We start from the raw sequence: 26,085 nt of genomic DNA on the forward strand, positions 1-26,085 counted from the left end.
GTGAACAGCGGCGGGGTGCGGATCCGGTCCGCACCCCGCCGCCGTGTCGCGCGGGAATCAGGGGTTGGTGATGCCCATCGTGTAGCTGCCGGAGCCGCTGTAGGCGTGCACCTCGAAGCGGTAGTAGCCCGCGGTGCCGGTGTAGGTGAGCGACTCGTCAGGCCCGGAGCTGTACGAGCCGGCCACGTCGACCCAGCCGGAGCCACTCCACTTCTGCAGGTAGAGGTCGAAGTCGACCCCGGTCGGCCCGTCCAGGCAGCCACGGTGGGTGCCGGAGGACGAGTAGTAGTAGCTGCCGTTCGGCTGGTACCGGCGCTGGCCGGAGGAGATGCTGCCGGTGTAGGTCGCCTCGTAGCCACTGCACCCGGTGGGTGGCGGCGGGTTTCCGCCACCACTGGTGCGCAACGTGAGGCCGTACGCCGAGAGGATCTCGTTGACCGGCTGGAAGTAGGTGGTCCCGCCGATGGAGCAGTTGCCGGAGCCTCCCGAGGTCACGCCCTGGGCCTGCTGGCCGGACAGCCACGAGCCGCCCGAGTCACCCGGCTCGGCGCAGGCGTTGGTGCGGGTGAGCCCGCTGACGGAACCCTGGGCGTAGTTGACGGTCTGGTTCTTGGCCTGGATGGTGCCGCACCGCCAGCCGGTGGTCGAGCCGGAACGGCAGACGGCGGCGCCGACGGCGGCCTCGGTGGAACCGGCCACCGTCACGGTGCCGCCGGAGTAGTTGTTGACCCAGGGCTGCGGCGTCCAGTTGGAGTTGGTCTGGACCCAGCCGTAGTCGTTGCCGGGGAACGACGAGCCACGGAAGGTGCCCTGGGAGACCTGGTTGTAGCCCTGGGTGGCGGTGCCGGTACGTCCGCAGTGCCCGGCGGTGACGAAGCCGCCGGTCACCGAGAAGCCGACCGAGCAGCGTCCACCCATGTAGTAGGCGTCACCGCCACGCACGTCGTAGAGCGTCCGGGGCGATTCGGTGGTGGTCTCGATCCGGACGGCGCTGGCGTCGACCTGGCTCGCCCGGACGAATGCCGTGGCCGCGGCGGTGTTCCCGTTGGCGAGGACCACGACGGTGTTGGTCGTGACGTCGACGTACCAGCCCGGAACTGCGCCGGCTGGTGCCTTGGCGGCGTGGCGGTCCAGGCTCGCCTTGATCTGGTCCAGCTCGGCGCCGCTGCGTTCGACGACGGTTGCCCGTGCGCCGGTGGCCTTGACCCGGTTGGCGGCGGCCTTGCCGGTGACAGCGACGACGAGGCCGTCGTCGGTCATCCAACCACCGGCGTAGGACGATCCCAGGGTCCGGCGCAGGCTCGCGTCGGTCCGGGTTCCCTTGCTGTCGCGGGCGATGCGGGTACGGGCCTCGGTCGGGCTCAGGTCGAGGTCCCGTTGCATCGCGGCGAGCATCTCCGGCGATGCGGCCGCCGCGGTGGCGGTGGCGGTGCCGGGGGCGGGTAGCGGGGCTGCCGCGGCGGGGGTCACCGCGACGGCAAGGGCACCGACGGGCAGCAGGATCGCTGCTGCCGCGAAGGTGAGTACGCGTCTCATCTATTGCCTCCTGTGACAAGGCGGCGCTTAACGGGGGTGCGCCGCGACCGGGGCGGGACGGCCCGCTGCGCTCCGCCCTCGGGGTTGGGCGACGGTACTGCGGGCGCCAGAGCCCGTTGACCTGGCCGGTGCCGTTGCCGGGCGCCTCGGCGGGGCGTCAGCCTGATCAGGTGGGCCACCGCCAACCTAACCCGAATACGATAGAGGTAGATCTATATCACTTCGCTCATATCAAGGCCAGCGCGTCTCGTATTTCCTGGTCGTGCCGCGGTCCGGGGGCGGTTTCAATCTTGACAAGTTCCACACAGGTGCCACCCAGCTCGGGACGGTCACGAAATTCAGCTGACGACGCAAACGCCATGTCCTGCCCCGGCGACATCGCGGTCGTGGCGTACGACCTGGGCAACGACCATGTCTTCACCGACCCCCCACACTGGCCGTACGAGTCGGAGATCAAAGCGGTGGTGCACCATCCCGTGCGACTCAGCGGCAGCGCACCGATGATCGTCCCCTGCACGCCTCAACAGCTGACCTGCTCCTCCGCCGACGAGCGGGACTGGCAGTGGCCTTGCCCATCGGGAGTGCAGCCGTACCCCAGTCACCGGGGGTACGGCCACCTGGGGCGAGCCCTCGCCCGGGACGGGTTCGTCGTGGTGTCCGTCAGCCGGACACGGGCCGGCCGGTCCGCACCGATTTCCGAGGCCGGGTGGACCTGACCCGGGTGGGCGCCATGGGGCGTTCCCTGGCCGGTGAGGGTGTGATGTACCAGGCCGTGGACGTCAACCGGGCCGAGTTGCCGGCGGGCGTACGCAACGGTGGCGTGGTGCCGGTGGCCGCCCCGGGCGCGCCAGCGGCTTCGATGTCCAGGTGACCCGGCTTCCGGTCGCCGTGCTGTCCAGCGAGTGCTGGGGACGGCGGGGCCGGGAGTACTTCGACCTGGCGTCGGAGGATCCGGAGGCCGTCGCGTTCCTGGTCCGGCTGGCGAGGGGTAAGGAGGATGCCGGTCCTCGACGGCACCCGACCGGCAGCCGGTGTCGAGACAGTCATCGAGACCGCTCCCTGAGCTGCGCGTACCGGCTCACCGAGGCCGTGGTCCGGCGGGTCGGGATCGGGTGGCGGAGCGTCCGTCGGCGTCGGTGGAGGCCGTGCCCTGGCCGGGGCGGCGGGTCAGGACCCGGGGGCCGGAGGCGGTGATCGCGACCGTGTGCTCGGAGTGGGCGGTGCGGGAGCCGTCGGCCGACCGGATCGTCCAGCCGTCCCTGTCGTATCGGATCTTGTCGGTGGAGTGGCACAGCCAGGGCTCGATGGCTATGGTCAGGCCGGGGTCGAGTCTCAGGCCGCGACGGGGACGGCCACTGTTGGCCACGTGCGGGGCCTCGTGCATGGTGCGCCCGATGCCGTGGCCGCCGAATTCGCCGTTGACCCGGTAGCCGTAGGCCTGGGCGACCTCGCCGATCGCGGCCGAGACGTCGCCCAGGCGACCGCCGGGCCGGGCGGCGGTGATGGCAGCCTCCAACGCGACCTCGGTGGCCTCGATCAACCGTACGTCGGCCGGGTCCGGGGTGCCGACGATGATCGAGAGTGCGGAGTCGGCGACCCAGCCGTCGATGCCGACGGCCATGTCGATGCTGAGCAGGTCGCCGTCACGCAGGACGTAGTCGTGGGGGAGGCCGTGTAGTACCGCGTCGTTGACCGACAGGCACAGCACGTTGCGGAAGGGGCCGCGACCGAACGAGGGGGCGTAGTCCCAGTAGCAGGATTCCGCGCCGCGTTCGGTGATCCGGCGGCGGGCATGGTGCTCGATGTCCATCAGATTGACGCCGACCGCTGCGACGTCACTCAGCTCGGCGAGTAGTTCGCCGACGAACTGGCCGGTCACTGCCATCCGGTCGATCTCTTCGGCCGTTTTGAGTTCGATCATGATCCTCCCTCACCTGAGCGGTATTTTTATACCACATCAGGGGTGGGGCCACCCGGGCGGGATAGTGTCTCCGCATGGTGCGTCAACCACTCACCGCCGAACAGGTCGCCGCCGGCCAGCGCCTCGGAGCCGCTCTGCGGGTCGCTCGGGCCGGTCGTAGTCTCGTCGACGTGGCCCTGGCCGCCGGTATCTCTCCCGAGACCCTGCGCAAGATCGAGGCCGGCCGGCTGCCCGCACCGGCTTTCGGCACCGTGGTCCGTCTCAGTCATGCCCTGGACGTTCCCCTCGCCCACCTGGCTGAGGTCTGGCTGGCCGAACCGGCCGTCCGCCAGGCCTCCTGACGCCACCGCAGCGCGTCATCCGTGGCTACCGTGGTCGCCGCCGGACCACCGGCACGGAGCGACCATCCCGGCAGCCGGTGAGTCGCGGGGCACCCGGGTCACGACCTCACGGCCGGGATGAAGCCCGCCCCGCGAACGTGTGACGGCCGTGTGACATCGCGGGTTGCTGCCGGCCAACTGGTCGAATGGTGGTTTTCCCGTCTCCGGCCGGGGGTAGCGCGATAGTCGACCAGGGCGGTGACGGCAGGTTCCGCCGACTCGACACCCCTTCGGGGGTGCGCGACCGGAGCGGGAGGTTGTAGCTCGTGCGATGCCTACAGCGGCGTTACCGGCTCGACGAACCGGTCGGCCGCGGTGGCATGGCCACCGTCTGGCGCGGCTACGATCTGCGGCTGCAGCGCACCGTGGCGGTGAAGTTGCTGTCGGCGCCGCTCCTGGGAGACCCGGCGGCCCGCGACCGCATCCGGCGCGAGGCGTTGGCCGCCGCGCGGCTGGACCATCCCGGCGTCGCCCGGGTCTACGACTACGGTGAGCAACGGCACCTGACCCGGACGCCCACCCCGTTCCTGGTGATGGAGTTCGTGGCCGGTTCGACACTGGCCGCCCGCCTACGGTCCGCCGGTCCGCTGCCCCCGGACGAGGTGCTGCGTCTCGGTGAGCAGGTGGCGGAGGCACTTGCCGCCGCACACGAGCAGGGCATCGTGCACCGGGACGTCAAGCCCGGAAACATCATGCTCACCGATAGTGGTGTGAAGGTGGTCGACTTCGGTATCGCGGCCGGCGCGGGGGAGGACCCGGTCGAGCCGGACGGCCAGCTCTGGGGTACCCCGAGCTATCTGCCGCCGGAGCTGACCGCCGGAGCGGAGGCGGTGCCGGCCGGCGACGTGTTCGCTCTCGGTGTCGTGCTCACCGAGTGCCTCACCGGCCGGGCGGTACGGCGGTCCCCGCACGAACCGGTGTCCGTCCCTGCCGTCGAGGGACTGCCCACCTCCCGCGCGGACCTGATCGGCCGGTGTCTGGCGACCGACCCGGGCCGGCGTCCCGGCGCAGCCGAACTCGCCGAGGCCCTGGGCAAGGCGAGCATGACCGTGCGGGCGGCATCGGTGTCACCGCCCGCCGCAGCCGCCGTGCCCGGCCGGGGAGTCACCGAACCCACCAGGCCGGTCGGTGCGCCCGCCCGGCGGCCGGAGGTGGCCGGGCGCCGGCGGGGGTTGCTGGTCGCCGCACCCGCCGCCGCGGCTGCCGCCCTGGTCGGGATCCTGCCGGGACTGCTCGCCGCTGAGGAGGGCTCGGCGGACCCGCCGTCCATCGAGGCCGGCTGCACCGTGCAGTACCGGGCCCAGCAGTCGGCCGACGGACGGTTCGTGGCGCAGATCAGCGTGACGGGTACCGGACGGCCCGCGAGTGGGACACAGGCGCTGACCTTCACCCTGCCGGCCAGCCAGCGCCTTCTCGACGTGCGGGGCGTCGCCTGGACACACGACGAGCAACGGGTCGCCCTGCGGCTGGGTGACCCCTCGCGACCGGGCACGAATGTGACGGCGACCCTGCACGGCCGCGTCGAGTCCGGTGGGCATGAGCCCCCGGAGCGGTTCAGCCTGGCGGGTGTAACCTGCGAGCAGGCCGACACCCGGGTCCGAACTTCGGTGCTGGCCTCCGCGTCGGCCGAGCCCGCCGCCGCGCCCGTGCAGACACCCCGGCGTCGGTCGGGTACGACGGACCGGGACCGCACGGCTGCGAGCGGCGGTGGGGGCGGGGCGGGTCGACCCGAGGCGACAGCGTCAGCCGCGCCGGGCACCTCGGCGCCGGCTCCCTCGACACCGGCCACGTCCGGTTCACCAGCCGCTCCCGGCCCTTCGCTGACCGTCAGCCCCGCGCCCAGCGCCACCGCCACGTCGAGTCCGTCGGTGACCCCGCCGCCGACGCAGTCCCCGCCGCCGGATCGGACTGCCGCACCGACCACGGAGCCTGCCGGGACCGCGACTCCCACTCCCGGGCAGAAGTCCCCCGCCACCGAGGTGACCTCCGCCACGCCGACGTCCTCGACCAACGGTGACACGGACACCTGACCGCGCAGAAACTTGATTCGTTCCAGAAGAGTCGGCTAGCGTGGTCGGCATGACGGCCGACTTCGAGGCACAGCTGCGGGCGGTCTCGTTGCGCGTGACCCGGCCCCGGTTGGCGGTGCTCGCGGCGCTACGCGAACACCCGCACGTCGACACCGACACCGTGATCCGGCTGGTACGTGCCGATCATCCCACCGTGTCCCACCAGGCGATCTACGATGTGCTCCGGGCGCTGACCGACGCCGGTCTGGTGCGGCGCATCCAGCCCACCGGGGCGGTCGCCCGCTACGAGTCCCGGGTGGGGGACAACCACCATCATGTCGTGTGTCGCTCCTGCGGTGTGATCGCCGACGTGGACTGCGCCATCGGCGACGCCCCCTGTCTGACCGCCTCCGACGACCACGGGTTCGCGGTCGACGAGGCGGAGGTCGTCTACTGGGGCACCTGCCCCGACTGCGCGACCGTACGCACCACCAGTGAACCGCCAGGTCGGAAGGAAGCACATTGAGTAACGCAGAGCACGACGCTCCGTCCAGCGCCCAAGGCGTGGACGCCAAGGCAGCGGCCGGTTGCCCGGTCGCGCACGACTCCGTGACCGCGCACGGGAGCGAGAGCGAGAACCCGGCGATCGACTCGCCCACCCCGAAAACCGGTGGTCGTCCCCGCACGAACCGGGACTGGTGGCCCAACCAGCTCGACCTCTCGGTGCTGCACGCCCACTCGTCGAAGGGCAACCCGCTGGGCGAGGCTTTCAGCTACGCCGAGGAGTTCGCCAAGCTCGACGTCGAGGCGCTCAAGCGGGACATCACCGATGTCCTCACCACCTCGCAGGACTGGTGGCCGGCCGACTTCGGCCACTACGGCGGCCTCATGATCCGGATGAGCTGGCACGCTGCGGGCACCTACCGCATCGAGGACGGGCGCGGCGGCGCCGGTGACGGCGGGCAGCGCTTCGCCCCGCTGAACAGCTGGCCCGACAACGCGAACCTGGACAAGGCGCGCCGCCTGCTGTGGCCGGTCAAGCAGAAGTACGGCCAGCAGATCTCCTGGGCCGACCTGCTCGTGCTCGCCGGCAACGTGGCCCTGGAGTCGATGGGCTTCAAGACCTTCGGCTTCGGCTTCGGCCGTGAGGACGTCTGGGAGCCCGAAGAGATCTTCTGGGGCCCGGAGGACGCCTGGCTGGGCGACGAGCGCTACGTCTCCGAGAAGGAGATGTCGCAGGGCGTCGGCGCGACCGAGATGGGCCTGATCTACGTCAACCCGGAGGGCCCGCGCGGCAACGCCGACCCGCTCGCGGCGGCACACTTCATCCGGGAGACCTTCGCCCGGATGGCGATGAACGACGAGGAGACCGTCGCGCTGATCGCCGGTGGCCACACCTTCGGCAAGACCCACGGTGCCGGTGTCGCCGACAACCACGTGGGCCCGGAGCCGGAGGGCGCGCCGCTGGAGACGCAGGGCCTGGGCTGGCTCAGCACACACGGCAGCGGCAAGGGCGCCGACACCATCACCAGCGGTCTCGAGGTCACCTGGACCGACCGGCCGACGCAGTGGAGCAACCGCTTCTTCGAGATCCTCTTCGGTTACGAGTGGGAGCTGACCACCAGCCCCGGCGGTGCCAAACAGTGGGTGGCCAAGGACGCAGAGGCGATCATTCCGGACGCCCACGACCCGTCGAAGAAGCACAAGCCCACGATGCTCACGACCGACCTGTCGCTGCGCGTCGACCCGGCGTACGAGAAGATTTCCCGTCGGTTCCTGGAGAACCCGGACGAGTTCGCGTTGGCCTTCGCCAAGGCCTGGTACAAGCTGCTGCACCGGGACATGGGCCCGGTCAGCCGGTTCCTCGGGCCGTGGGTGCCGGAGCCCCAGCTGTGGCAGGACCCGGTGCCGGCCGTCGACCACGCGCTGGTCGGCGAGGCGGACATCGCGGCGCTGAAGGCGAAGATCCTGGAGTCCGGGCTCACCACCGCCCAGCTGGTCACCACGGCTTGGGCCTCGGCTGCCAGCTTCCGGTACACCGACAAGCGCGGCGGAGCCAACGGTGCCCGGATCCGTCTCGAGCCGCAGCGCAGCTGGGAGGTCAACCAGCCGGAGCAGCTCGCGTCGGTGCTGAACACCCTGGAGGACATTCAGCGGGAGTTCAACTCGTCGGGCGAAGCCCGGATCTCCCTCGCCGACCTGATCGTGCTGGCCGGTTCGGCGGCGGTGGAGAAGGCGGCCCGGGACGCCGGGGTCGAGGTCACGGTGCCGTTCCATCCGGGCCGCACCGACGCCAGCCAGGAGCAGACCGACGTCGAGTCGTTCCGGGTCATGGAGCCTCGTGCCGACGGGTTCCGCAACTACCTGCGTCCGGGTGAGAAGACCCAGCCGGAGGTACTGCTCATCGATCGGGCGTACATGCTCAACCTGACCGCGCCGGAGATGACCGTGCTCGTGGGTGGCCTGCGCTGCCTCGGCGCCAACGTCGGCGGTAGTCAGCATGGCGTGCTCACCGACCGGCCTGGCATGCTCACCAACGACTTCTTCCGTAACCTGCTCGCCACGGGTGCGCGCTGGAAGGCGTCGGAGACCGACGAGCACGTCTACGAGATCCGTGACGTGGCCACCGACCAGGTGAAGTGGACCGCGACCGCGGTCGACCTGGTCTTCGGCTCCAACTCCCAGCTCCGGGCGCTCGCCGAGGTCTACGCCAGCGACGACGCGCGCGGCAAGTTCGTCGCCGACTTCGTGTCGGCGTGGACCAAGGTGATGGAGCTCGACCGGTTCGACCTCGCCTGATCCGAGACGATCGAGACGGGCCCCGGGCGGTGATCACCGATGATCGCCCGGGGCCCGTCGGCCTCGTGCCGGTCCGCCGTGGGTCGCGGGCTCACGTCCACCGGACCTGTCAGAGGTGGTCCCGGACCCAACCGGCGAGGACGCGGGCACAGCCGTCCACCGACTCCTGCCAGCTGCGTTCCGCCCCGTCGCCGGCCTCGTCGCTCACCTGCTTCACCATCCGGACCGGCACCCCGAACCGGTGTGCCGTCGACGCCACCGCGTACCCCTCCATGTCCACCAGGTGGGCGCGGCGACCCAACGCCGCCCGGACCTGGTCGTCGGCGATGAACTGGTCGCCGGTGGCCAGCGTCGGGCCGTCACCCAGGGCCAGGGGCGCGCCGACGTCCCGACCGGTGTACCGCCGGATGAACTCGGTGTCCAGGTCGTGCTGGAAGACGCTGCCCACCTCGTGGGTGCCGGTCCACCCCGGATGCAGGGCGCCCGCGGTGCCGAGGTTGACCAGCATCGATGGTAGCGGGAAGCGGGCCAGCGTCGTCGCGACCGAGGCCGCGGCGTTCACCTTCCCCATCCCGGTCAGCAGCACCGGAAGCCCGGCGTCGAGGTACGCGGCCTCTTCGGCGATGGCTAGGACGAGCAGTGGACGGTCCGGGCTGACCGTGCCGCGAAGATCCATCGGGTGATGGTAGCCGTCGTGGGTGACGGCCCGGCGTCGGCGCGGTGGCCCCGGCCCCGGCCCGGTCGTGGCCCAGACCGACGTACGCTGCCCCGGTGGAGCATGAAGACCGGATCGCCCTGTTCCTTGACTACGAGAACCTGGCGTTGGGGGTGCGCGACCACCACGGCGGGGCGATGTTCGACTTCCGACCGATCGCCGACGCACTGGCCGAACGTGGCCGGGTGGTGGTGCGTCGGGCGTACGCCGACTGGTCGTACTTCGACGAGGATCGGCGGATGCTCACCCGCTCGCATGTCGAGCTGATCGAGATCCCGCAGCGGATGGGTGTGACCCGGAAGAACGCCGCCGACATCAAGATGGCCGTCGACGCGATCGAGTTGGCCTTCGAACGCGGCTACATCTCGACCTTCGTCCTTTGCACCGGCGACAGCGACTTCACGCCACTCGTGCACAAGCTCCGGGAGCTCAACAAGCAGGTGATCGGGGTCGGAGTGGAGAATTCCACCTCGGCACTGCTGCCACCGGCGTGTGACGAGTTCCTGTACTACGACCGGTTGGAGGGCGTCGACATCCTGCCGACACACGGGCGGCGGCCCCGTCCGGCCCGGCTGCCCGAGCCGGAGCCGCAGCCCGTCGAGCAGGCGGAACCCGAGACGCCGTCGACCGAGGAGCCGGCCCGGGACGCTGACGCGCTCGCCGTCCTCGTCGCGCAGACCGTCGCGGGTCTGCAGGGCAGTTCCGGCGGGGAGGTCACCGCTTCGCGGCTGAAGCGCACCCTGTTGCGTAAGGATCCCACCTTCAGCGAGTCCGACCACGGCTTCCGTACGTTCGGTGAGCTGCTGCGTCATCTCGGTGAGCTGCGGGTGGTGGAGTTGGCGGAGGGCCCGGCCAAGGGCGACCCGGAGGTCTCCCTGCCGGAACACGGAGATCGGGAATCAGCCTTCGTGTTGCTCAGCTCCGTGGTGCGTGACATCGGCGGGAACACCGGTGAGGTGGCGCTGTCCGGGCTGAAGAACCAGCTCCGGCGGGTGCGGCCGGACTTCAGCGAGAAGAAGCTCGGCTATCGCAGCTTTCTGCAGTTCTGCAAGGCCGCCGCCACGGACGGGGCCGTGGACCTGCGGTGGAGCCCCGAGGTGGATGACTACTTGCTCACCGCCGGGGCGTCCTGACCAGCCGGCCCGGGATGTGGCCGGCCACCCGGGGGGAACCGTCGTCGGCGCGGGTGTCGGACAACGACCGAACCACTTGTGGTCATCGGCGGGTCAGCGGTGGCGTCCCGGCTTAGCCCGCGTTAGCATCCGGCCAACCTCGACCGACGGCGGGAGTCACGTGGTGCTGGGTCTACGGGTCCGGGAGCTGCTCGGGCGATCGCGCAGATTGGTGCTGATCGAGTTGGCGGTGCTGGCGTTGCTGGCCCTCGGGGTGACCTTGGTCCTCCGGTGGCCGGATGGCGACCCGGAGCCGGCGACGACGTCGGGTACGCCTGCGCCGATCGAGCTGCCGGGGGTGCCGGACGCTACGGCGCCGGTGCTGATGCCGGGACGTCCCGGTGAGCCGGCGGCGTCACTGCCGGCGAACGAGATGTCGGCGAGGCCACGCCCACCGCACAACAACACCGATGTCCGTTTCGTCACGATGATGATTCCGCATCACGAGCAGGCGCTCGTGATGGCCCGATTGGCGCCGGAGCGGGGCGAGAACCCGCAGCTGAAAATCATCGCGGATCGGATCCTGGCTGCCCAGGGGCCGGAGATAAAGGTCCTGGAGGCATGGCTGGCCGACCGTGGACTCGACCGTGACTCCGGTGGTGACCATCGGCACGAGATGTCCGGCATGCAGTCGGCTGAGGCGCTGAACCGCCTCACCGCCGCCCGGGGGGCCGAGTTCGATCGCCTGTTCGTGGCCATGATGTCCGATCATCACCAGGGTGCGATCGACATGGGTAGGGAGGCGTTGGCGCTCGGCTCGGACGTGACCGTCAACGAACTGGCCGGCAGTGTCGTGGTGGAGCAGGGTGTCGAGATCGACCGGATGCGTGAGGTGCTGGCCAGGGCACCCTGACCTGCGGATCCTGACAACCGCTCAACCGGTGTGCGAACACCTACCGGGCCCACCGCCGGTGTCAACATCCTGCACGACCGGGCCGACCGGGCCCGCGACCCCACCCGTGGACTGCTCGACGGGACGAACCCCCGCAGCGCACCCCGGCAAAGGATGGGGAATCCACCGATTCAAGTTCCGGCTGGTCGTGCTGCAGTGGGGCATGGAGATTCTCAAGAGGCTGGTGCAGGCTGCGGTCCTCGGTGCGATGCTCACCATGCTTATGGCGTGCGGGTACGACGCCGGCTCAGATTCGTCGACGTCGAGCGAGTCGCCCGACGCGGTGGGCGCCGTCGACGATGCGCCCGGCTCCCTCACCGAGCCGGAGGGGGCGGAGTGTGAACGCCTCTCCGCCGACGAGGTCGCGGAGGCGATCGGAGCCCACGACGGTGGCCAGCACGACTATCAGCTAGGTGGCTGCGTGTGGACGGCGGACTCCGGTGGTGCGGCGATCCACGCGTCAGTGCTGTCCAAGGACGAGTACGAGGCGGTGGCCGAGATCGGGGAGCCGGTCAGCGGTTCCGCCGACGGCGCCGTCTACGACGACATCCATGGCGAGTTGTGGTTCCCGTGTGGCAGCGGCATGTACTGCGGCGTCAAGGCCGACATCGGCGAGTCGGACCGACGCAAGGAGGTCGCACTGCGGATGGGCGCGTTGCTTCAGGACAGGATGTAGAACCCGACGGCAGGTAACCAGTGCCATACCCGACCGGTTGCCCTGCTTTGAACCCGTTCCGCTGGCGCGTCGTACATGATGGACGGACAGCCGTGGCTCCGACGAGCCGCGGACTGAGCCTCGGACCGGCCCCCGTCCGCCGGTTCCGCAAACGAGAGGATCCGCCATGACTTTCGCCGTCGCCACCGCCGACAACCTCAGTGGTGCGCTCGACAGCATCGTCGACCGCGTACCGGGCGCCCAGTTCGCGGTGGTGCTCTCCCCGGACGGGCTGTTGGTGGGGGCCTCGCGTGGCATCGACGACGAACTCGCCACCCAGTTGTCGAGCATGGTGTGCGGGCTTCGGGCGCTGGGCCTGGCTGCCGCGCGGGTCTGCGGCGACGGCGAACTGCACCAGGTGGTGGTGCAGATGTCGCGGGCGTTCCTGTTTCACGCCACCACCGGCAACGGTGCCGTGCTCGCCGTCGGTATCGACGGCGACGCGGAGGTCGGTGACATGGCGTACGAGGTGGCCATGTTCGTCGCGCAGGCAGGTAGCCATCTTCCGCTGTACCTGGAGCCGATGGTGGAACGCCCCGCCCTGCGGTGACGCTCCCGCGCACACCTGGACGATCAGATCGGGCCAGCACGATCGGGCGGGGCAGGGGGCACGTAGGCCCGCGTTGACATGCGGAAGGAGTGCACAGGATCTCGGCACTCAACCGGCTTGTCGACCTCGTCGAGGAGCACCTCGCCGAGGAACTGGACGTCACGGGGGCGGCCCTCGGCACGACCGAGTACCACCTGCGCCGGATGTTCTCGTCGCTGGCCGGCATGCCGCTGTCGGAGTACGGACGCCGACGGCGCATGACCGTCGCCGTCGCCGACGTCGTCCGCGGCAAGGACGGTCTGCTCAGCATCGCGGTGCGGTACGGGCACGGCTTTTCGGAGGCGTTCGGACGCGCGTTCCGGGCCGTCCACGGCGTCGGGCCCGGTGAGGTACGCCGCGACGCAGGCCCCCTGCGAGCTGTGGTTACCGGTCACCGGCCTGACGGCGCTGTCTCGTGCTCGGCAGCGCAGCGGAGGTCGCGTCGACGGACCCCTGGACCGCTACGACGACGAGTTGACCGCCGGCACAGGTCAGTGACGGCTGGAGTAGTGGTGGGCCGACTGACGGCCCTTGACGAAGGCGAGCACGATCACCGCGGCGAGTGCGACGAGTCCAATGATCATCAGCCAGCGAGCCGCTTCGAGGAGCAGCCCGAGCAGGACCAGCACCCCGGCGACCACGCCGACAACCCACAGCAGGGTACGCATCTCCACCTCCACCCGGCCGGCCGGTCGTTCCGGGCGCGGCTGCCGGACCGGCTACCCGCTCACACCCGGATCATGCGGTCCGTACGGGGACGTGGCCGGGATCAGTCGGGCACCTGCCCCAGATAGACGGTGTTCGCCGACTCGCCACCGGTCAGCGGGTTGGCGAACCGCACCACGTGGCTGCGGTGGGCGGGGAACACGGCGGCCAGGTCTGCTTCGAAGTCCGGGTCAGGTGGGTCGTCCGACCAGAGGGCGAACACGCCACCCGGATGCAGCAGCCGCGCCAGTCGGCGCAGGCCGTCCGGCCGGTAGAACGCCGCGTGGCTCGGGTGCAGCGGGTGCCGGGGGGAGTGGTCGACGTCAAGCAGCACCGCGTGGAAACGACGCCCGGCGTCGTCGGGGTCGAGGCCGCCCGGACCGGCGACTCGGGCGAAGAAGTCGGCCCGCACCAACCGGGTACGCGCGTCCGTGGCCAGCCCGGCGGCGAAGGGCAACAGGCCGTGCCGGTGCCAGTCGATGACGTCCTCGACTGCCTCCACCACCAGCAGGGAGGCGACCCGGTCGTCCGCCAGCGCGGTGCGGGCGGTGTAGCCGAGGCCCAGCCCAGCGACGACGACGTCGAGGCGGTCGCCGGCCACCGGCGCCAACCCCAACCGGGCCAGCTCGACCTCACCGGCGGTGAACAGGCTCGACATGAGGAACTCGTCGTCGAGTTTGACCTCGTACACGTCCAGGTCGAGCCGGGGATCGCGACGTCGGCGCAGACTGATCTCGCCGATCGGGGTGAGCCGCCACGCCAGCTCCTCGAAACGTACGTTCACCGCCGGGATGTTACCCACCGGTTGACCGCCGTCGTGGCGTGCCACCCGGACCGCGGGACATCGACGCAGCGCATATCCTGTGCCTGATCGTCTCGCCGGAGGGGAGAACGATGCCGTCGCGGCAGGACCAACTGCACTCGTACCAGTTCAACGTCCAGCGGACGGTGGCCGCGTTGGTGACCCGGGAATCCGACCCAGCCCGATCGCCGATGCGTCGGCTCGCCGGAGCCGCGATGGCGAGCACTCTGGTGGCGGTCATCGGGTTGGGCGCCGCCGCCCTGTACGGCCTCGTCGAGGGGGGCGGCGGGACCTGGCGCGACGCGGGAGTGGTCATCGTCGAGAAGGAGTCCGGCGCCCGGTTCGTCTACCGGGAGCAGCGACTGCACCCGGTGCTCAACTACGCCTCCGCGCTGCTCATCGTCGGTACGCAGCGACCAAGGACCGTACTGGTGTCCAGCCGGTCGATCGAGGGCGTGCCGAGGGGCCTGCCGTTGGGCATCCGCGACGCCCCCGATTCGTTGCCTCCGGCGGCCCGGTTGGCGACCGCGCCGTGGACGGTCTGCTCGGTGTCCTCGGCCGGGCCCGAGTTGGCCGTCCGGTCGGTGCTGTTGGTCGGCGGCGGCGGTGGCGGCGGCCGACCGCTCAGCCGCGACGCACTGCTGCTGCGGGATCCCGATGGCCAGCTGCATCTGCTCTGGCAGCAGCGGCGATTCCACATCCGGGACACCGACCGGGTGCTGGCCGCGCTCGCCACCACCCGTTCCCGGCCCGTCCCGGTGGCCGCAGCCCTGCTCAACTCGGTGCCGGCCGGCCTCGACCTGGCCCCGCTGAACCCACCCGGTCTGGGTCGGCACTCGTCCCGGGTCGCCGGGGCCCGGATCGGCGATGTGCTGGTGGTGAGCAATTCCAGCGGCGGACGGCAGTACGCCGTGGTGCTGCGCGACGGACTCGCCGGCATCACCGAACTGCAGGCAGGTCTGCTGCTCACGCGGACCGGCCAGCGGGAACCGGAGCAGTTGAGCCTCGGCCGATTCGCCACCTTGCCCCACGTGTCGGACCTTGTTCCCGTGGGGCCGGACGCGCCGCCGGCCGTCCCGCCCCGGTTGGTCGCGACGGACCCGTCGACGGTCTGCGTGCGGATCGGCGGTGACACCGGGCCGGGCGAGCTGTGGCTGGATGTGGAACTGCCGGCGTTGACCGGGGCGCCGGAGCAGTCGAGCGCCCCGGTCAACGCCGACCACGTGCTGGTGGAGCCGGGGCGGGGCGCGGTCGTCGAGTCCGTCGCCTCGCCGGGTGCCACCGGCGGCGCGATCTCCGTGGTGACCGACCTCGGCCGCCGGTACGCGTTCGCCGGCCCCGACGTGAGCGGGATGCTCGGCTACGCCGACGTGCGGCCCGTTCGGCTGCCCGCCGGCGTGGTCAGTCTCGTACCCGCCGGCGCTCCGCTCGACCCGGATGCGGCCCGCCGTCGGGTGGCCCCCGCCTGATGTGCGCGGACACCACCGGGCGGTGGTAGAAACATCCTCTGGCGTCGGTTGTCGAATCCGGCGACTCGCGCTCGTCGTCCTGATGGCAGGACGGCAGGCCCACATCAAGGAGCAACCAGATGCGCACCCTGATCGCCACCGCGTTCGTCTCGCTGGACGGCGTCATGGAGGCGCCCGGCGGGGAGCCGGGCTACCGTAACTCGGGCTGGACCTTCAACGACGTCGCGTTCGACGAGGCCGCCTACGAAATTAAGAGCCGCGAGCAGGACGAGGCCACGGCGATGATGCTGGGCCGGGTCAGCTACCAGGCGTTCGCGCCGGTGTGGCCGGGCATGACCGTGGAGTTCGCCGGCTACAACGCGATGCCGAAGTACGTTGTGTCGACCAGCCTCAAGGAGCAGGACCTGGTGTCGAACTGGGGGGAGATCGTGATCCTCCGGTCGCTCGACGACGTCGCCGCGCTCAAGCAGACCGAGGGCGGGTCGATAAGCATCCACGGTAGCGCCACGCTGAACCGCAACCTTTCCGACGCCGGCCTGATCGATCGCTACCATCTGCTGGTGTTCCCGGTGCTGCTGGGGGCGGGCAAGCGGCTGTTCTCCGACACCGACCGGGACAAGCAGAACCTCAAGCTGGTCGAGAGCGAGTCCTACGCCAACGGGGTCCAGAAGCTGGTCTACGACGTCGTTCGCTGACGAGGCCACCGGGCCCGTTCGGCCGGGCCCGGTGGTGGCCACCGGTGTCAGGTACCTGCTCGTCCGGTCACGCCGCAGGTGACGGCGCGAGATCGCGGAGGAGCTGTTCGACCCGGCGGCGGATCTCGTCGCGGATCGGGCGTACGGCCTCGACACCCTGGCCGGCCGGGTCATCGAGTTTCCAGTCCTCGTAGCGTTTGCCGGGGAAGACGGGGCAGGAGTCACCGCAGCCCATCGTAATGATCACGTCGCTTGCTTCGGCGGTCTCGTACTCGAGCTTCTTCGGGGTCTGGTCGGTGATGTCGATGCCGACTTCGGCCATGGCCTGTACGGCGGCCGGGTTGATCTGATCAGCGGGTGCGGAACCGGCGGAGCGGACCTCCACCGTGTCGCGCGCGAAGTGACGCAGCCAGCCGGCCGCCATCTGGGAGCGGCCGGCGTTGTGGACGCAGACGAACAGGACGCTGGGTTTGTCGGACATCGGGTCGGGTACCTCCGGGTGCGGGTGCTGGGTGGACGGGCTCGGCCTGTGTGCCGTTCAACGGGATGCTGGGCTTATGGCGCAGATGACGTGCCCGCCCCGGTGGTGTCGGGGAAGATTCGGCGGCGCAGCGCAAGGCTGACGTACACCAGGCCGACGAGGACCGGCACCTCGATCAACGGGCCGACGACACCGGCGAGGGCCTGTCCACTGGTGACGCCGAAGGTGCCGATGGCAACGGCGATCGCCAGTTCGAAGTTGTTACCGGCGGCGGTGAACGCCAGGGTGGTGGTGCGGGCGTAGTTCAGGCCGATGGCCCAGCCGATGGCGAATGATCCGGCCCACATGATCGCGAAGTAGGCGAACAGGGGTACCGCGATCAGTGCCACGTCCCAGGGGTTGCCGGTGATCGCCTCGCCCTGCAGAGCGAACAGCAGCACGATCGTGAACAGCAGTCCGTACAGGGCGACCGGGCCGATGCGCGGCAGGAACGCGGTTTCGTACCAGGTGCGTCCTTTGGCGCGTTCGACGAGTCGACGAGTGAGGTAACCGGCCAGCAGCGGGATGCCGAGGAAGACCAGGACGTTGACCGCGATGTCCCAGCCGGATACCTCCAGCGCCGCGCCGGACAGGTTCAGCCATTCGGGCAGTACCGAGAGGTAGAACCAGCCGAGTACGCCGAACGCGAGCACCTGGAAGACCGAGTTCAGGGCGACGAGCACGGCGGCGGCCTCCCGGTCGCCGCAGGCCAGGTCGTTCCAGATGATGACCATGGCGATGCACCGGGCCAACCCGACGATGATCAGCCCGGTGCGGTACTCGGCGTGGTCGGCCAGGAAGATCCAGGCCAGCGTGAACATCAGGGCCGGACCGAGGATCCAGTTGAGCACGATCGACCAGGCCAGTAGTCGGCGGTCGGCGGTGACGGTGTCGAGTTTGTCGTAGCGGACCTTGGCCAGTACCGGGTACATCATCACCAGCAGCCCGACCGCGATCGGCAGGGAGATCTCGCCGATCCTGACCGCTTCCAGGGCCCGGTCGAGCCCGGGCACCCAGCGACCCAGCAGCAGTCCGGCAGCCATGGCAAGGCCGATCCACAACGGCAGCAGGCGGTCCAGTCGGGAAAGCCGGGTCATCTGTTCCGCTGGTGCCCCGGCGGTGTCGAGTGTGGGGGACATCAGCACTCCCGGCGGGATTCGGAGTTGACGACTGCCCGGTGGGCAAGGTGGGACAGCTCGGCGGCAGCTGCTTCGAGGACCTCGGGCAGCAGCCGGTAGTAGGTGAACCGGCCGTGTGGTTCGGCTACGACGAGGCCGGCTTCCCGTAGCGTCCGTAGATGGTTCGACACGTTCGGTTGTTTCGCGCCGGTGTCGGCGACCAGGTGGCAGGTGCAGGCCGGCCCGTCAGCGAGCAGCGCGACGATCTGCGCGCGAAGGGGATCCGCCAACAGGCGCGATACATCAGGCAGCTGTGATATCAGCACCAGATGATTCAAGCACGGCCGGAGATGACCCGTCCAGTGGGGGACCAGCTCAGCCGTGCCAGGAGCGCCAGAGGGCGGCGTAGGCGCCACCTGCCCGTAGGAGTTCGTCGTGGCTGCCGAGTTCGGTGATCCGACCGTCTTCCAGCACCGCCACCCGATCGGCGTCGTGCGCGGTGTTCAACCGGTGGGCGATGGCAACGACGGTACGCCCGACGACCACGGCGGCGAGCGCCCGCTCGGTGCGACGGGCGGTCGTCGGGTCGAGAGCGGCCGTCGCCTCGTCGAGGATCAGCGTGTCCGGGTCGGCCAGCACCAGCCGGGCCAACGCCAGCTGCTGGGCGTCGGCGGCGCCGAGTTCGCGGGCACCGTCGCCGAGCTGCGTGTCGAGCCCAGCGGGCAGGTCGGCGTACCAGTCGGCGTGCACGGCGAGCAGGGCGGCGCGCATCTGCTCGTCGGTGGCATCGGGTGCGGCGAAGGCGAGATTGTCGCGCACCGTACCGATGAAGACATGATGTTCCTGGGTGACCAGGGCGATCCGCCGACACCGCTCGGCCGGGTCGAGATCGGTGACCGCGACACCGTCGAGGCGCACCACACCCTCGCGTGGCTCGTCGATCCCGGCGAGCAGCCGGGCGAGGGTGGACTTCCCCGCGCCGGAGGGACCGACGACGGCGAGACGTTCGCCAGGGAGTACCACCAGATCGATCCCGTGCAGCACCTCGGGGCCGCCGGGGTACGAGAAGCGGGCACCGCCCACGACGAGTCGCCCAGGTCCGGCGGACGTCGGGGCCCGTGGCCGCGGTGCCCCGGCAGCGGCCGGTGTGGCGGCCGTTCCGGTCGACTGGCCGACACCGAGCACCCGGGCGAACGAGGCGAGGCCCCGTTGCGCCTGTTCCATGAACTGCAGCAGTCGATCGAGGGGTTCGATGGCCTGCTGAAGGTAGAGCGCCGCCGCGACCACCTCGCCGAGAGTCACCATGCCGTGCTCCAACAGCAGCCCGCCGAACAGCAGCACCATCGCGATCGGCAGCGCGTAACTCGCCTCCACCACCGGAAAGAACACCGACCGCAGCGCCAGGGTGGCCCGGCGGGTGGCCCACAACCGACCGATACGCCGCGTACCGTCAGCGACCCGGTCGGCGCCGAGGCGTAACGCCTCGACGGTGCGGGCGCCCTCCGCTGTCGTGGTGAGCGCCTCGGTGAGCTCGGCGGTGGCGGCCCCCTCGGCTAGGTACGCCGACCTGGCGCGACGCAGGTACCAGCGGGTCACCCCGACGATCGACGGCAGCCCGACCAGGGCGACCAGACCGAGCAGGGGATGCAGCAGGAAGATCGCGCCGAAGAGCAACGACAACTGCGTCCCCGCGATCACCATGACGGGCGTCACGTCGCGCACCGTCGTCCCGACGGTCGTCACGTCCACCGAGCTGCGGGTGGCGAGTTCGCCGGTGCCGGCGCGTTCGATGACGGAGATGGGCAGGTCGAGCGCTCGCGCGACGAACGCCTCACGGAGCCGGGCGACGGCACGCTCGCCGAACCGGTGACCGGTGTACTGGGCGTAGCGCGCGAGCAGCCCGTGGAGCAGTACGCAGCCGGCTATCGCGAGGGCCAGGCGATCCACGGCGGCGGTACCGCCACCGGCCGTGACCTCGTCGACGATCCTGCCCAACAGCCACGGCGGGGCGAGCCCGGCGACCGCGGCGGCGCTGTGCAGCACCAGTACCAAGGCGACCGCGCGGCCGTCCTCGGTGACGAGGCGCAGCACGGAACGGCGGACGACCCTGCGGTCCGCGACAGGCAGCCCGCTCACCGCACTGACCCGTCGGCGTCGGCGGACTCGCTGCCCCGGGACACCAGGGCCCGGTAGCTCGGATCGTCGTCGAGCAGGTCGACGTGACCTCCGATAGCCACGATCCGGCCATGGCGCAGGTGCGCGACCAGGTCGGCGCTACCCAGCAGCAGCGGTGAGGTGGTCAGCACCACTGTGGTCCGCCCGGCCCGCACCGCCCGTAGCCGCTGCGCGATACGTGCTTCGGTGTGCGCGTCCACGGCCGATGTCGGGTCGACGAGGACCAGCACGTCCGGCTCGGTGAGCAGGGCACGGGCCAGGCGTACGCGTTGCCGCTGGCCGCCGGAGAGGGTCCGGGCCCGTGTGCCGACAGGCAACTCGAGACCGGCCGGGTGGCCGTCGACGAGATCCTCCGCCGAGGCCGCCCGGAGCGCCGCGCGCAGGTCGTCGTCGCTTGCCCGAGGGTGCAGGATCTCGCGAAGTGTCCCGGCGAAGAGGTAGGACTCGTGGTCTGCGACCAAGATCCTGGCCCGCACCTCGTCGAGCGCGATGCCGGCCAGCGGTACGTCACCCCAGGTCACCGCGCTGGCGACGAAACGACCCAGCCGGTCGGCCAGCGCGATGGCCTCGGCCGGGTCGTCGGCCGCGACGGCCAGCAACCGCCCGGAGGGCACAGTCAGTCCGGTAGCGGGATCGTGCAGGTCGGCGGGCCGGTCCGGCACCGGCGGCGTGGCCGCCCCGGCGACCGGGGCCGATGGCCCCACCTCGTCGGGTGCCAGGTTGAGCAGCGTGATGATCCGGCGGGCGGCGACCCGCCCCCGAATCACCTGATAACCGCCTTCGAGGAGGAACCCCACCGGCACGACGAGGACCGCCACGTAACCGTAGACGGCCACCATCTGCCCGATCGTGATGTCACCGGCCGAGGCCATCCGGGCCGCCAGCCAGACCACGGCGGCCAGGAACACGCCCGAAACGACGATCGTCAGCGACTCGATCCAGCTGTTCACGGCGCCGACCCGGTAGCCCTCGGCCAACAGCCGCTGCGAGCGGGCCGCGTACCGGCGGGCGAACAGTCCCCGCCCACCGACTCCGGCGAGCACACGCAGCCCGGCAACGATGTCGGCAGCCCTGGTGGTCAGCAGACCCTGTTGGTGGCGGTAGACCGACTCGACCCGTTCGAGGCGGCGCAGCAACGGCCCGAGGAGCAGCACCACCGTCGGCACACCGAGCAGCACCACTATCGCGAGCAGCGGAGAAACCGACCACAGCAGAACCGCGACGAGGCCGTATGCGAGGACCGCCCCGACGCCCGGCCCGGTCATCGTCAGTACCGCCGAGGTGTTGGTGATGTCGGCGCCACCCACCGTCGCGACCTCTCCGGCGGCGAGCCTGCGGGGCAGCACGGCACCGACCCGGGACAGGTGTCGCAGCAGGACACCGGCTGACCGGGCGGAGGCGTCCTCCCGGACGAACGTCATCGTCCGGTGTCGCATGATGCCCAGGTAGGCCAGGCCCGCACCGGCGACGACGATCGCCGTCACCCACCACGCCAGAGCCCGATGGTCGGCGGTGCGCAGGCCGTCGTCGATGGCGTGGGCGACGAGGTACGGCCGGACCGACAACCCGAGCATCCACGCGGTGCCGACCAGGCTGCCGCGCAACACCCGCCACGGTTGGCAGCGGACCAGCCACCAGATGAACCTCAACGGTCCCCTCGTGTCCGGCGTGCCCGGCTCGGCATGAGGGATCTGTGGGGGCATCGATGTAGATTACGGTCAGACTGGTGCCGCTGCCACGCCGATCGGAGCCCGGGGGCCGACTCCCGACGCGGCGGAGGCGGGCAGCGACGATCAGGTGGGGCGACGCAGCACGGTGACGGCGAAATCCGCGTCGTCTCGCCACGGGCGCAGGTCCCAGGTGGCGAACCGGTGTTCCAGGCGCAGTCCGGCGCCGACCGCGTGGGCATCGAAGTCGTCGAGCGCGTAGCCTCGGTCGGTGCCGAATCCGACCGCCACCACTCCGTCCGGACGCAGGTGCGCGGCGACGCGGGTGAGCACCTGACGTTCGGTGCCGGCGGCGACGAAGGCCATCACGTTGCCGGCGAGAACCGCCGCGTCGAACTGTTCGGCCACGCCAGCTGCCACGAGGTCCAGCTCGGCCAGATCGGCGACGAGCCAGCGGGGCGTGGGATGGTCGACGCGAGCGGCGTCGATCAGGACCGGGTCGGCGTCCACCCCGACGACGGCGTGTCCGCGGGCGGCCAACTCGGCACCGACGCGACCGGTGCCGCAGCCGGCGTCGAGGATCCGGGCGGCCGGCGGCACCAGCGCGTCGATCAGCCGGGCCTCACCGGCCAGGTCCGCCCCTTCGGCCGCCAACTGGCGGAACCGGTCGACGTACCACTGCGAGTGCTCGGGCCCGGTGTCGGTGGCCCAACGCGTCGGGTTGGTCATGCCTGCACCGTATCCGGACTGCTGCGGGCGGTCGGGTCTCGGTCAGGATCTCACCGCAGGTGCACAGGGGGTCGGTGGCGCGGGCCACGGGGTACTGGCACGACCCGGGGCGCATCGCTACGATGCTGTGACAGATGGTGAATCGAACTGTTCCGTCGGCCGGGTCTGAACCGGCTGCCAGCGCTGGTGCCGTCCGCACCGTCACCGCCGAGCACGCCCGGCTGAGGGAATTGGCCCGCAGGACCCTCGACGGCAACTGGGAACACGACCACACCGTGCCGTCGCGCACCCTGTACCCACACCAGTGGAGCTGGGATTCCGCTTTCATCGCGATCGGCTGGGCCCACGTCCGTCCGGACCGCGCCTGGATGGAACTGACCAGTCTGTTCCGCGCCCAGTGGCGGGACGGCAGGGTGCCGCACATCGTGTTCAACCCGTCCGTGTCCGGCGGCGCCTACTTTCCCGGGCCGGGATTCTGGTCCTCGGAATCCATCGAGGGGACACCCCCGGTGGCCACCTCCGGCCTGGTGCAGCCGCCCGTACACGCGCTGGCCGCCTGGCACGCCTACCGTCGCGCGCCGACGCAGGAGAGCCGGGCCGCGTTGCGTCGGCTCTACCCACGTCTGGTGGCGCAGCAGCACTATCTCACCACCTGCCGTGATGCCGGTGGCGCCGGGCTGGCCAGTATCGTGCACCCGTGGGAGTCCGGGCTGGACAACAGTCCTGCCTGGGACGCGCCGATGTCCGCGGTGCCGGCGCAGGCGGCGGCGATGCGCACCTACCGACGGCGTGACCTCGTGCACGCCGATCCCGCACACCGACCCACCGACCTGGACTACGCGCGGTACGTCTCGATCGTCACCGCCTACCGCGCGGGCGGCTACCGGGACGACAGCCTGATCGACCGGCATCCGTTCCTGGTCGAGTGTCCGCTGTTCAACGCGGCCATGGGCGCCTCGGAGTCCGCGCTCGCAAGCATCGCGGAGGCGGTCGGTGGCGATCCGGGTCCGCACCGGCAACGGGCGGTCGCGATCACCGAAGCTGTGGTGACCCGGCTGTACGACCCGGACACCGGCACCTTCCGCCCGCGTGATGTGCGTACCGGTCGACTGACCCCGGCCCGCACGGTGCTCGGCCTGACCCCGCTGATCCTGCCCGGCCTGCCGGCACGACAGGTCGAGTCGGTGCTCACCGAGGCGCGCTCGGCCCGTTTCGGTCTCGCCGACCGGATGTCCCGACCGCTGCCCAGCCACGACCGTACCGCTCCCGACTTCGAATCGCTGCGCTACTGGCGCGGTCCGAGTTGGATGAACGTCACCTGGTTGGTCCGGCATGGACTGCTGCTGCACGGACACGACCGGTTGGCGGCCGGACTGCGCACCTCGATGATCGACCTTGTGTCGGCGGCCGGTTGCCACGAGTACTTCCACCCGGACGACGGTTCCGGGCTGGGCTCACCGGCGTTCAGCTGGACGGCGGCCCTGCTGCTGGAGGTACTGGCCGACTGGGCGACGCCACCGCCCGCGCACATGCCGGGTGACGCGGCGGGTGGTGTTGCCCGCAGGGGAAGGTAGGTTGCTGTCCAGTGCCGCTCGCCGCACCGGTTGCGGTGCCACCGGTACGTGGGGCCAGGCTGGACGGGAGGGACACGCGATGAGTCGGGACAGCTACGACGAGCAGCTCGACCGGCTCACCGGCGTGCTGGCGGTGATGAGTCGCGACGTCGGCGCGGCCATTCGGCAGGCCAGCGTCGCCCTGCTGGAGGTGGACCGGGGAGCGGCCGAGGCGGTGCTCGCCGAGGACGCGTTGCTGGACGCCCGTCGGGCCGAGGTGGAGGCGATGATCGCCGAGGTGCTGGTGCGGCACCAGCCGGTCGCCTCGGATCTGCGCCTGGTGGTGTGTGCGCTGCGGATCGCCGGTGCCCTCGAACGAATGGGGGACCTGGCGGTGCACGTCGCGAAGGTCGCGTTGCGCCGGCATCCGATCGGGGTGGTGCCGGAGCCGGCGATGCCGGTGATGACCGCGTTGGCGGAGGCGGCGGCGCGGGTGGGGGACAAGAGCGCACTCGTGTTGGCCACCCGCGACCAGCTCGACGCGACACAGCTCGGGCTGGACGACGACGAGGTCGACGCCGCCCAGGAACGTCTGCTGTCGATGCTCGTCTCCGGATGGCCGTACGGGGTGGAGTCGGCGATCGACCTGGCCCTGCTCGGCCGGTACTACGAGCGCTACGCCGACCATGCGGTCAACGTCGCACGTCAGATCGTCTACCTGGTGACGGGCACCATCCGTCTCTGAGGCACATCAGCGGCAGCACCGGTGTGTCATTTCGGACATCCGGTACGCCCCGCCCGCAACGTCACATCCCGATTTTCGGGTGGCCAGCTCCGAGCCGCCAAGTTCACTTTTCGTTCACCTGTGCCCGGGAGTCCGGCTACCTGCGCCTCCTACCTTGACTCGCGTACGGCCCGGACGGGCTGATGCACCCCGATAGAGAGGCTTACCTGGTGAACCGCAACGTGCTCTCGCGGCGCGTCCTTGCCGGCGTCGCGCTGGCGGCGCTCGCGCTTACCGGCTGTGGTAGTGACACCGATGGCGACACCGCCGGCAGTGGCGAGGCGCTCTCGGGCGAGGTCAAGGTCGACGGATCGAGCACCGTGGCCCCGCTGAGCGAGGCTGCCGCCTCGTTCTACGGCGAAGAGGCCGGGCAGCCCGGCGTGAACGTCTCGGTCGGCACCTCCGGCACCGGCGGTGGCTTCGAGAAGTTCTGCAAGGGCGAGACCGACATCTCCGACGCCTCCCGCCCGATCAAGGACGAAGAGAAGGCCGCCTGCGAGGCAGCCGGGATCCAGTACAAGGAACTGATCGTTGCCAACGACGCCCTCACCGTCGTGGTCAACAAGGAGAACACCTGGGCCGACTGCCTCACGGTCGACCAGCTGAAGAAGATCTGGGAGCCCAACTCCAAGGTCGCCTCGTGGAACCAGGTCGACCCGTCCTTCCCGAACGAGCCGCTGGAGCTGTTCGGCGCGGGCACCGACTCGGGCACCTTCGACTACTTCACCGACGAGATCAATGGTGAGGAGGGTGCCAGCCGCACCGACTACACCGCCTCGGAGAACGACAACGTCACGGTCCAGGGTGTGGCCGGCACCAAGGGCGGCCTCGGCTACTTCGGCTTCACCTACTTCGAGGAGAACGCCGACAAGCTGAAGGCGCTCAAGGTCGACGGTGGCGAGGGTTGCGTCGAGCCGAGCCTGGAGACCGCGCAGAGCAACGCCTACAAGCCGCTCTCCCGTCCGCTGTTCATCTACGTCAGCGACTCCGGCGCCAAGAAGCCGCAGGTTGCCGACTTCGTGACCTTCTACATCGAGTCGATCGACGACATCGTCAAGGAGGCGAAGTTCGTCCCGCTGACCGAGGAGCAGAAGAGCACGCTGAAGTCCGAGTTCGACGCGCTGAAGGCGTCGATCTGAC

The 26,085-nt window shown here is 70.5% G+C and carries 26 protein-coding genes and 1 pseudogene; 16 read left to right on the plus strand and 11 right to left on the minus strand.

Annotation, left to right across the window (positions count from 1 at the left end; all coding sequences use genetic code 11):
• Window positions 1-57 precede the first annotated feature (57 nt).
• The gene (locus tag HCA58_RS09175) at window positions 58-1,536 is read right to left on the minus strand and encodes a S1 family peptidase (RefSeq protein ID WP_169597347.1); all 1,479 of its coding nucleotides are present in this window, start codon (window positions 1,534-1,536) and stop codon (window positions 58-60) included.
• A gap of 359 nt (window positions 1,537-1,895) precedes the next feature.
• Between HCA58_RS09175 and HCA58_RS09180 the strand changes: the two genes are divergently transcribed.
• Together HCA58_RS09180 and HCA58_RS09185 are read left to right on the plus strand one after the other, a co-directional pair.
• Entirely contained in the window at window positions 1,896-2,252 is a 357-nt protein-coding gene (locus HCA58_RS09180) for a hypothetical protein (protein WP_169597348.1), read from the plus strand.
• Between the two features lie 14 nt (window positions 2,253-2,266).
• A complete protein-coding gene (locus HCA58_RS09185) occupies window positions 2,267-2,407 on the plus strand; it encodes a hypothetical protein (protein ID WP_169597349.1) in 141 nt (46 codons plus the stop codon).
• Window positions 2,408-2,614: 207 nt separating this feature from the next.
• On the opposite strand, the gene map is transcribed toward HCA58_RS09185, so the two are convergent.
• Window positions 2,615-3,457, minus strand: a complete 843-nt coding sequence (gene map, locus HCA58_RS09190) for a type I methionyl aminopeptidase (protein ID WP_169597350.1) — start codon at window positions 3,455-3,457, stop codon at window positions 2,615-2,617.
• A gap of 74 nt (window positions 3,458-3,531) precedes the next feature.
• Here map and HCA58_RS09195 point away from each other — a divergent pair, with 74 nt between their 5' ends.
• The 4 genes from HCA58_RS09195 (at window position 3,532) to katG (ending at window position 8,645) form a co-directional block, all read left to right on the plus strand.
• Window positions 3,532-3,798 (plus strand): helix-turn-helix transcriptional regulator, encoded by a 267-nt coding sequence (locus HCA58_RS09195; RefSeq protein WP_169597351.1) that lies wholly within the window; start codon window positions 3,532-3,534, stop codon window positions 3,796-3,798.
• Window positions 3,799-4,103: 305 nt separating this feature from the next.
• The gene (locus HCA58_RS23850) at window positions 4,104-5,867 is read left to right on the plus strand and encodes a serine/threonine protein kinase (protein ID WP_169597352.1); all 1,764 of its coding nucleotides are present in this window, start codon (window positions 4,104-4,106) and stop codon (window positions 5,865-5,867) included.
• 49 nt (window positions 5,868-5,916) lie between these two features.
• Window positions 5,917-6,372, plus strand: coding sequence for a Fur family transcriptional regulator (locus tag HCA58_RS09205; RefSeq protein WP_169597353.1), 456 nt, complete (start codon window positions 5,917-5,919; stop codon window positions 6,370-6,372).
• Window positions 6,369-8,645, plus strand: a complete 2,277-nt coding sequence (gene katG / locus HCA58_RS09210; RefSeq protein WP_169597354.1) for a catalase/peroxidase HPI — start codon at window positions 6,369-6,371, stop codon at window positions 8,643-8,645. The genes HCA58_RS09205 and katG overlap by 4 nt, the downstream gene beginning before the upstream one ends.
• A 109-nt stretch (window positions 8,646-8,754) precedes the next feature.
• On the opposite strand, the gene HCA58_RS09215 is transcribed toward katG, so the two are convergent.
• Window positions 8,755-9,321, minus strand: coding sequence for a nucleosidase (locus tag HCA58_RS09215; RefSeq protein ID WP_169597355.1), 567 nt, complete (start codon window positions 9,319-9,321; stop codon window positions 8,755-8,757).
• A gap of 95 nt (window positions 9,322-9,416) precedes the next feature.
• Here HCA58_RS09215 and HCA58_RS09220 point away from each other — a divergent pair, with 95 nt between their 5' ends.
• The 5 genes and pseudogenes from HCA58_RS09220 to HCA58_RS23855 form a co-directional block, all read left to right on the plus strand.
• Window positions 9,417-10,493 carry an NYN domain-containing protein gene (locus HCA58_RS09220; RefSeq protein ID WP_169597356.1) on the plus strand — a complete coding sequence of 359 codons (1,077 nt, stop codon included), beginning with the start codon at window positions 9,417-9,419 and terminating at the stop codon, window positions 10,491-10,493.
• A gap of 160 nt (window positions 10,494-10,653) precedes the next feature.
• Window positions 10,654-11,385: a DUF305 domain-containing protein gene (locus HCA58_RS09225; RefSeq protein ID WP_346775926.1), complete on the plus strand. Its 732-nt coding sequence runs from the start codon at window positions 10,654-10,656 to the stop codon at window positions 11,383-11,385.
• A 202-nt stretch (window positions 11,386-11,587) separates the two neighbouring features.
• The gene (locus tag HCA58_RS09230; RefSeq protein WP_169597358.1) at window positions 11,588-12,100 is read left to right on the plus strand and encodes a hypothetical protein; all 513 of its coding nucleotides are present in this window, start codon (window positions 11,588-11,590) and stop codon (window positions 12,098-12,100) included.
• A 166-nt stretch (window positions 12,101-12,266) separates the two neighbouring features.
• Window positions 12,267-12,689, plus strand: a complete 423-nt coding sequence (locus tag HCA58_RS09235) for a roadblock/LC7 domain-containing protein (RefSeq protein WP_169597359.1) — start codon at window positions 12,267-12,269, stop codon at window positions 12,687-12,689.
• Between the two features lie 89 nt (window positions 12,690-12,778).
• A pseudogene (locus HCA58_RS23855) lies at window positions 12,779-13,075 on the plus strand (AraC family transcriptional regulator); the annotation flags it as partial.
• Window positions 13,076-13,219: 144 nt separating this feature from the next.
• Here HCA58_RS23855 and HCA58_RS09245 read toward each other — a convergent pair.
• Window positions 13,220-13,396 carry a hypothetical protein gene (locus HCA58_RS09245; protein WP_169597360.1) on the minus strand — a complete coding sequence of 59 codons (177 nt, stop codon included), beginning with the start codon at window positions 13,394-13,396 and terminating at the stop codon, window positions 13,220-13,222.
• 101 nt (window positions 13,397-13,497) lie between these two features.
• A complete protein-coding gene (locus tag HCA58_RS09250; protein WP_169597361.1) occupies window positions 13,498-14,217 on the minus strand; it encodes a spermidine synthase in 720 nt (239 codons plus the stop codon).
• Between the two features lie 110 nt (window positions 14,218-14,327).
• Here HCA58_RS09250 and eccB point away from each other — a divergent pair, with 110 nt between their 5' ends.
• Both eccB and HCA58_RS09260 read left to right on the plus strand, forming a co-directional pair.
• On the plus strand, window positions 14,328-15,704 hold the full coding sequence (gene eccB / locus HCA58_RS09255) for a type VII secretion protein EccB (RefSeq protein ID WP_169597362.1): 1,377 nt from the start codon (window positions 14,328-14,330) through the stop codon (window positions 15,702-15,704).
• 119 nt (window positions 15,705-15,823) lie between these two features.
• Complete coding sequence (locus tag HCA58_RS09260; protein ID WP_169597363.1) at window positions 15,824-16,399, plus strand: dihydrofolate reductase family protein; 576 nt, start codon at window positions 15,824-15,826, stop codon at window positions 16,397-16,399.
• 67 nt (window positions 16,400-16,466) lie between these two features.
• On the opposite strand, the gene HCA58_RS09265 is transcribed toward HCA58_RS09260, so the two are convergent.
• The 6 genes from HCA58_RS09265 to HCA58_RS09290 form a co-directional block, all read right to left on the minus strand.
• Window positions 16,467-16,880, minus strand: coding sequence for an arsenate reductase ArsC (locus tag HCA58_RS09265; protein ID WP_169597364.1), 414 nt, complete (start codon window positions 16,878-16,880; stop codon window positions 16,467-16,469).
• 74 nt (window positions 16,881-16,954) lie between these two features.
• Window positions 16,955-18,058 carry an ACR3 family arsenite efflux transporter gene (arsB, locus tag HCA58_RS09270; RefSeq protein WP_277351224.1) on the minus strand — a complete coding sequence of 368 codons (1,104 nt, stop codon included), beginning with the start codon at window positions 18,056-18,058 and terminating at the stop codon, window positions 16,955-16,957.
• Complete coding sequence (locus tag HCA58_RS09275; RefSeq protein WP_169597365.1) at window positions 18,058-18,363, minus strand: metalloregulator ArsR/SmtB family transcription factor; 306 nt, start codon at window positions 18,361-18,363, stop codon at window positions 18,058-18,060. Before HCA58_RS09275 ends, arsB begins: the two co-directional genes overlap by 1 nt.
• A gap of 49 nt (window positions 18,364-18,412) precedes the next feature.
• Window positions 18,413-20,173, minus strand: coding sequence for an ABC transporter ATP-binding protein (locus tag HCA58_RS09280; protein ID WP_169597366.1), 1,761 nt, complete (start codon window positions 20,171-20,173; stop codon window positions 18,413-18,415).
• Entirely contained in the window at window positions 20,170-21,915 is a 1,746-nt protein-coding gene (locus tag HCA58_RS09285; RefSeq protein WP_169597367.1) for an ABC transporter ATP-binding protein, read from the minus strand. Before HCA58_RS09285 ends, HCA58_RS09280 begins: the two co-directional genes overlap by 4 nt.
• A gap of 90 nt (window positions 21,916-22,005) precedes the next feature.
• Window positions 22,006-22,608, minus strand: a complete 603-nt coding sequence (locus HCA58_RS09290; RefSeq protein ID WP_169597368.1) for a class I SAM-dependent methyltransferase — start codon at window positions 22,606-22,608, stop codon at window positions 22,006-22,008.
• A 134-nt stretch (window positions 22,609-22,742) separates the two neighbouring features.
• Here HCA58_RS09290 and HCA58_RS09295 point away from each other — a divergent pair, with 134 nt between their 5' ends.
• The 3 genes from HCA58_RS09295 to HCA58_RS09305 all read left to right on the plus strand — a co-directional run bounded on the left by HCA58_RS09295 (window position 22,743) and on the right by HCA58_RS09305 (window position 26,084).
• Complete coding sequence (locus tag HCA58_RS09295) at window positions 22,743-24,182, plus strand: hypothetical protein (RefSeq protein ID WP_240955790.1); 1,440 nt, start codon at window positions 22,743-22,745, stop codon at window positions 24,180-24,182.
• A 79-nt stretch (window positions 24,183-24,261) separates the two neighbouring features.
• On the plus strand, window positions 24,262-24,906 hold the full coding sequence (phoU, locus tag HCA58_RS09300; RefSeq protein ID WP_169597369.1) for a phosphate signaling complex protein PhoU: 645 nt from the start codon (window positions 24,262-24,264) through the stop codon (window positions 24,904-24,906).
• 209 nt (window positions 24,907-25,115) lie between these two features.
• Window positions 25,116-26,084 carry a PstS family phosphate ABC transporter substrate-binding protein gene (locus HCA58_RS09305; protein WP_169597370.1) on the plus strand — a complete coding sequence of 323 codons (969 nt, stop codon included), beginning with the start codon at window positions 25,116-25,118 and terminating at the stop codon, window positions 26,082-26,084.
• Window position 26,085 lies beyond the last annotated feature (1 nt).

Origin of the sequence: Micromonospora sp. HNM0581 (genome assembly GCF_012726175.1) — a bacterium.
In the GTDB taxonomy this organism is placed as follows: Bacteria; Actinomycetota; Actinomycetes; order Mycobacteriales; family Micromonosporaceae; genus Micromonospora.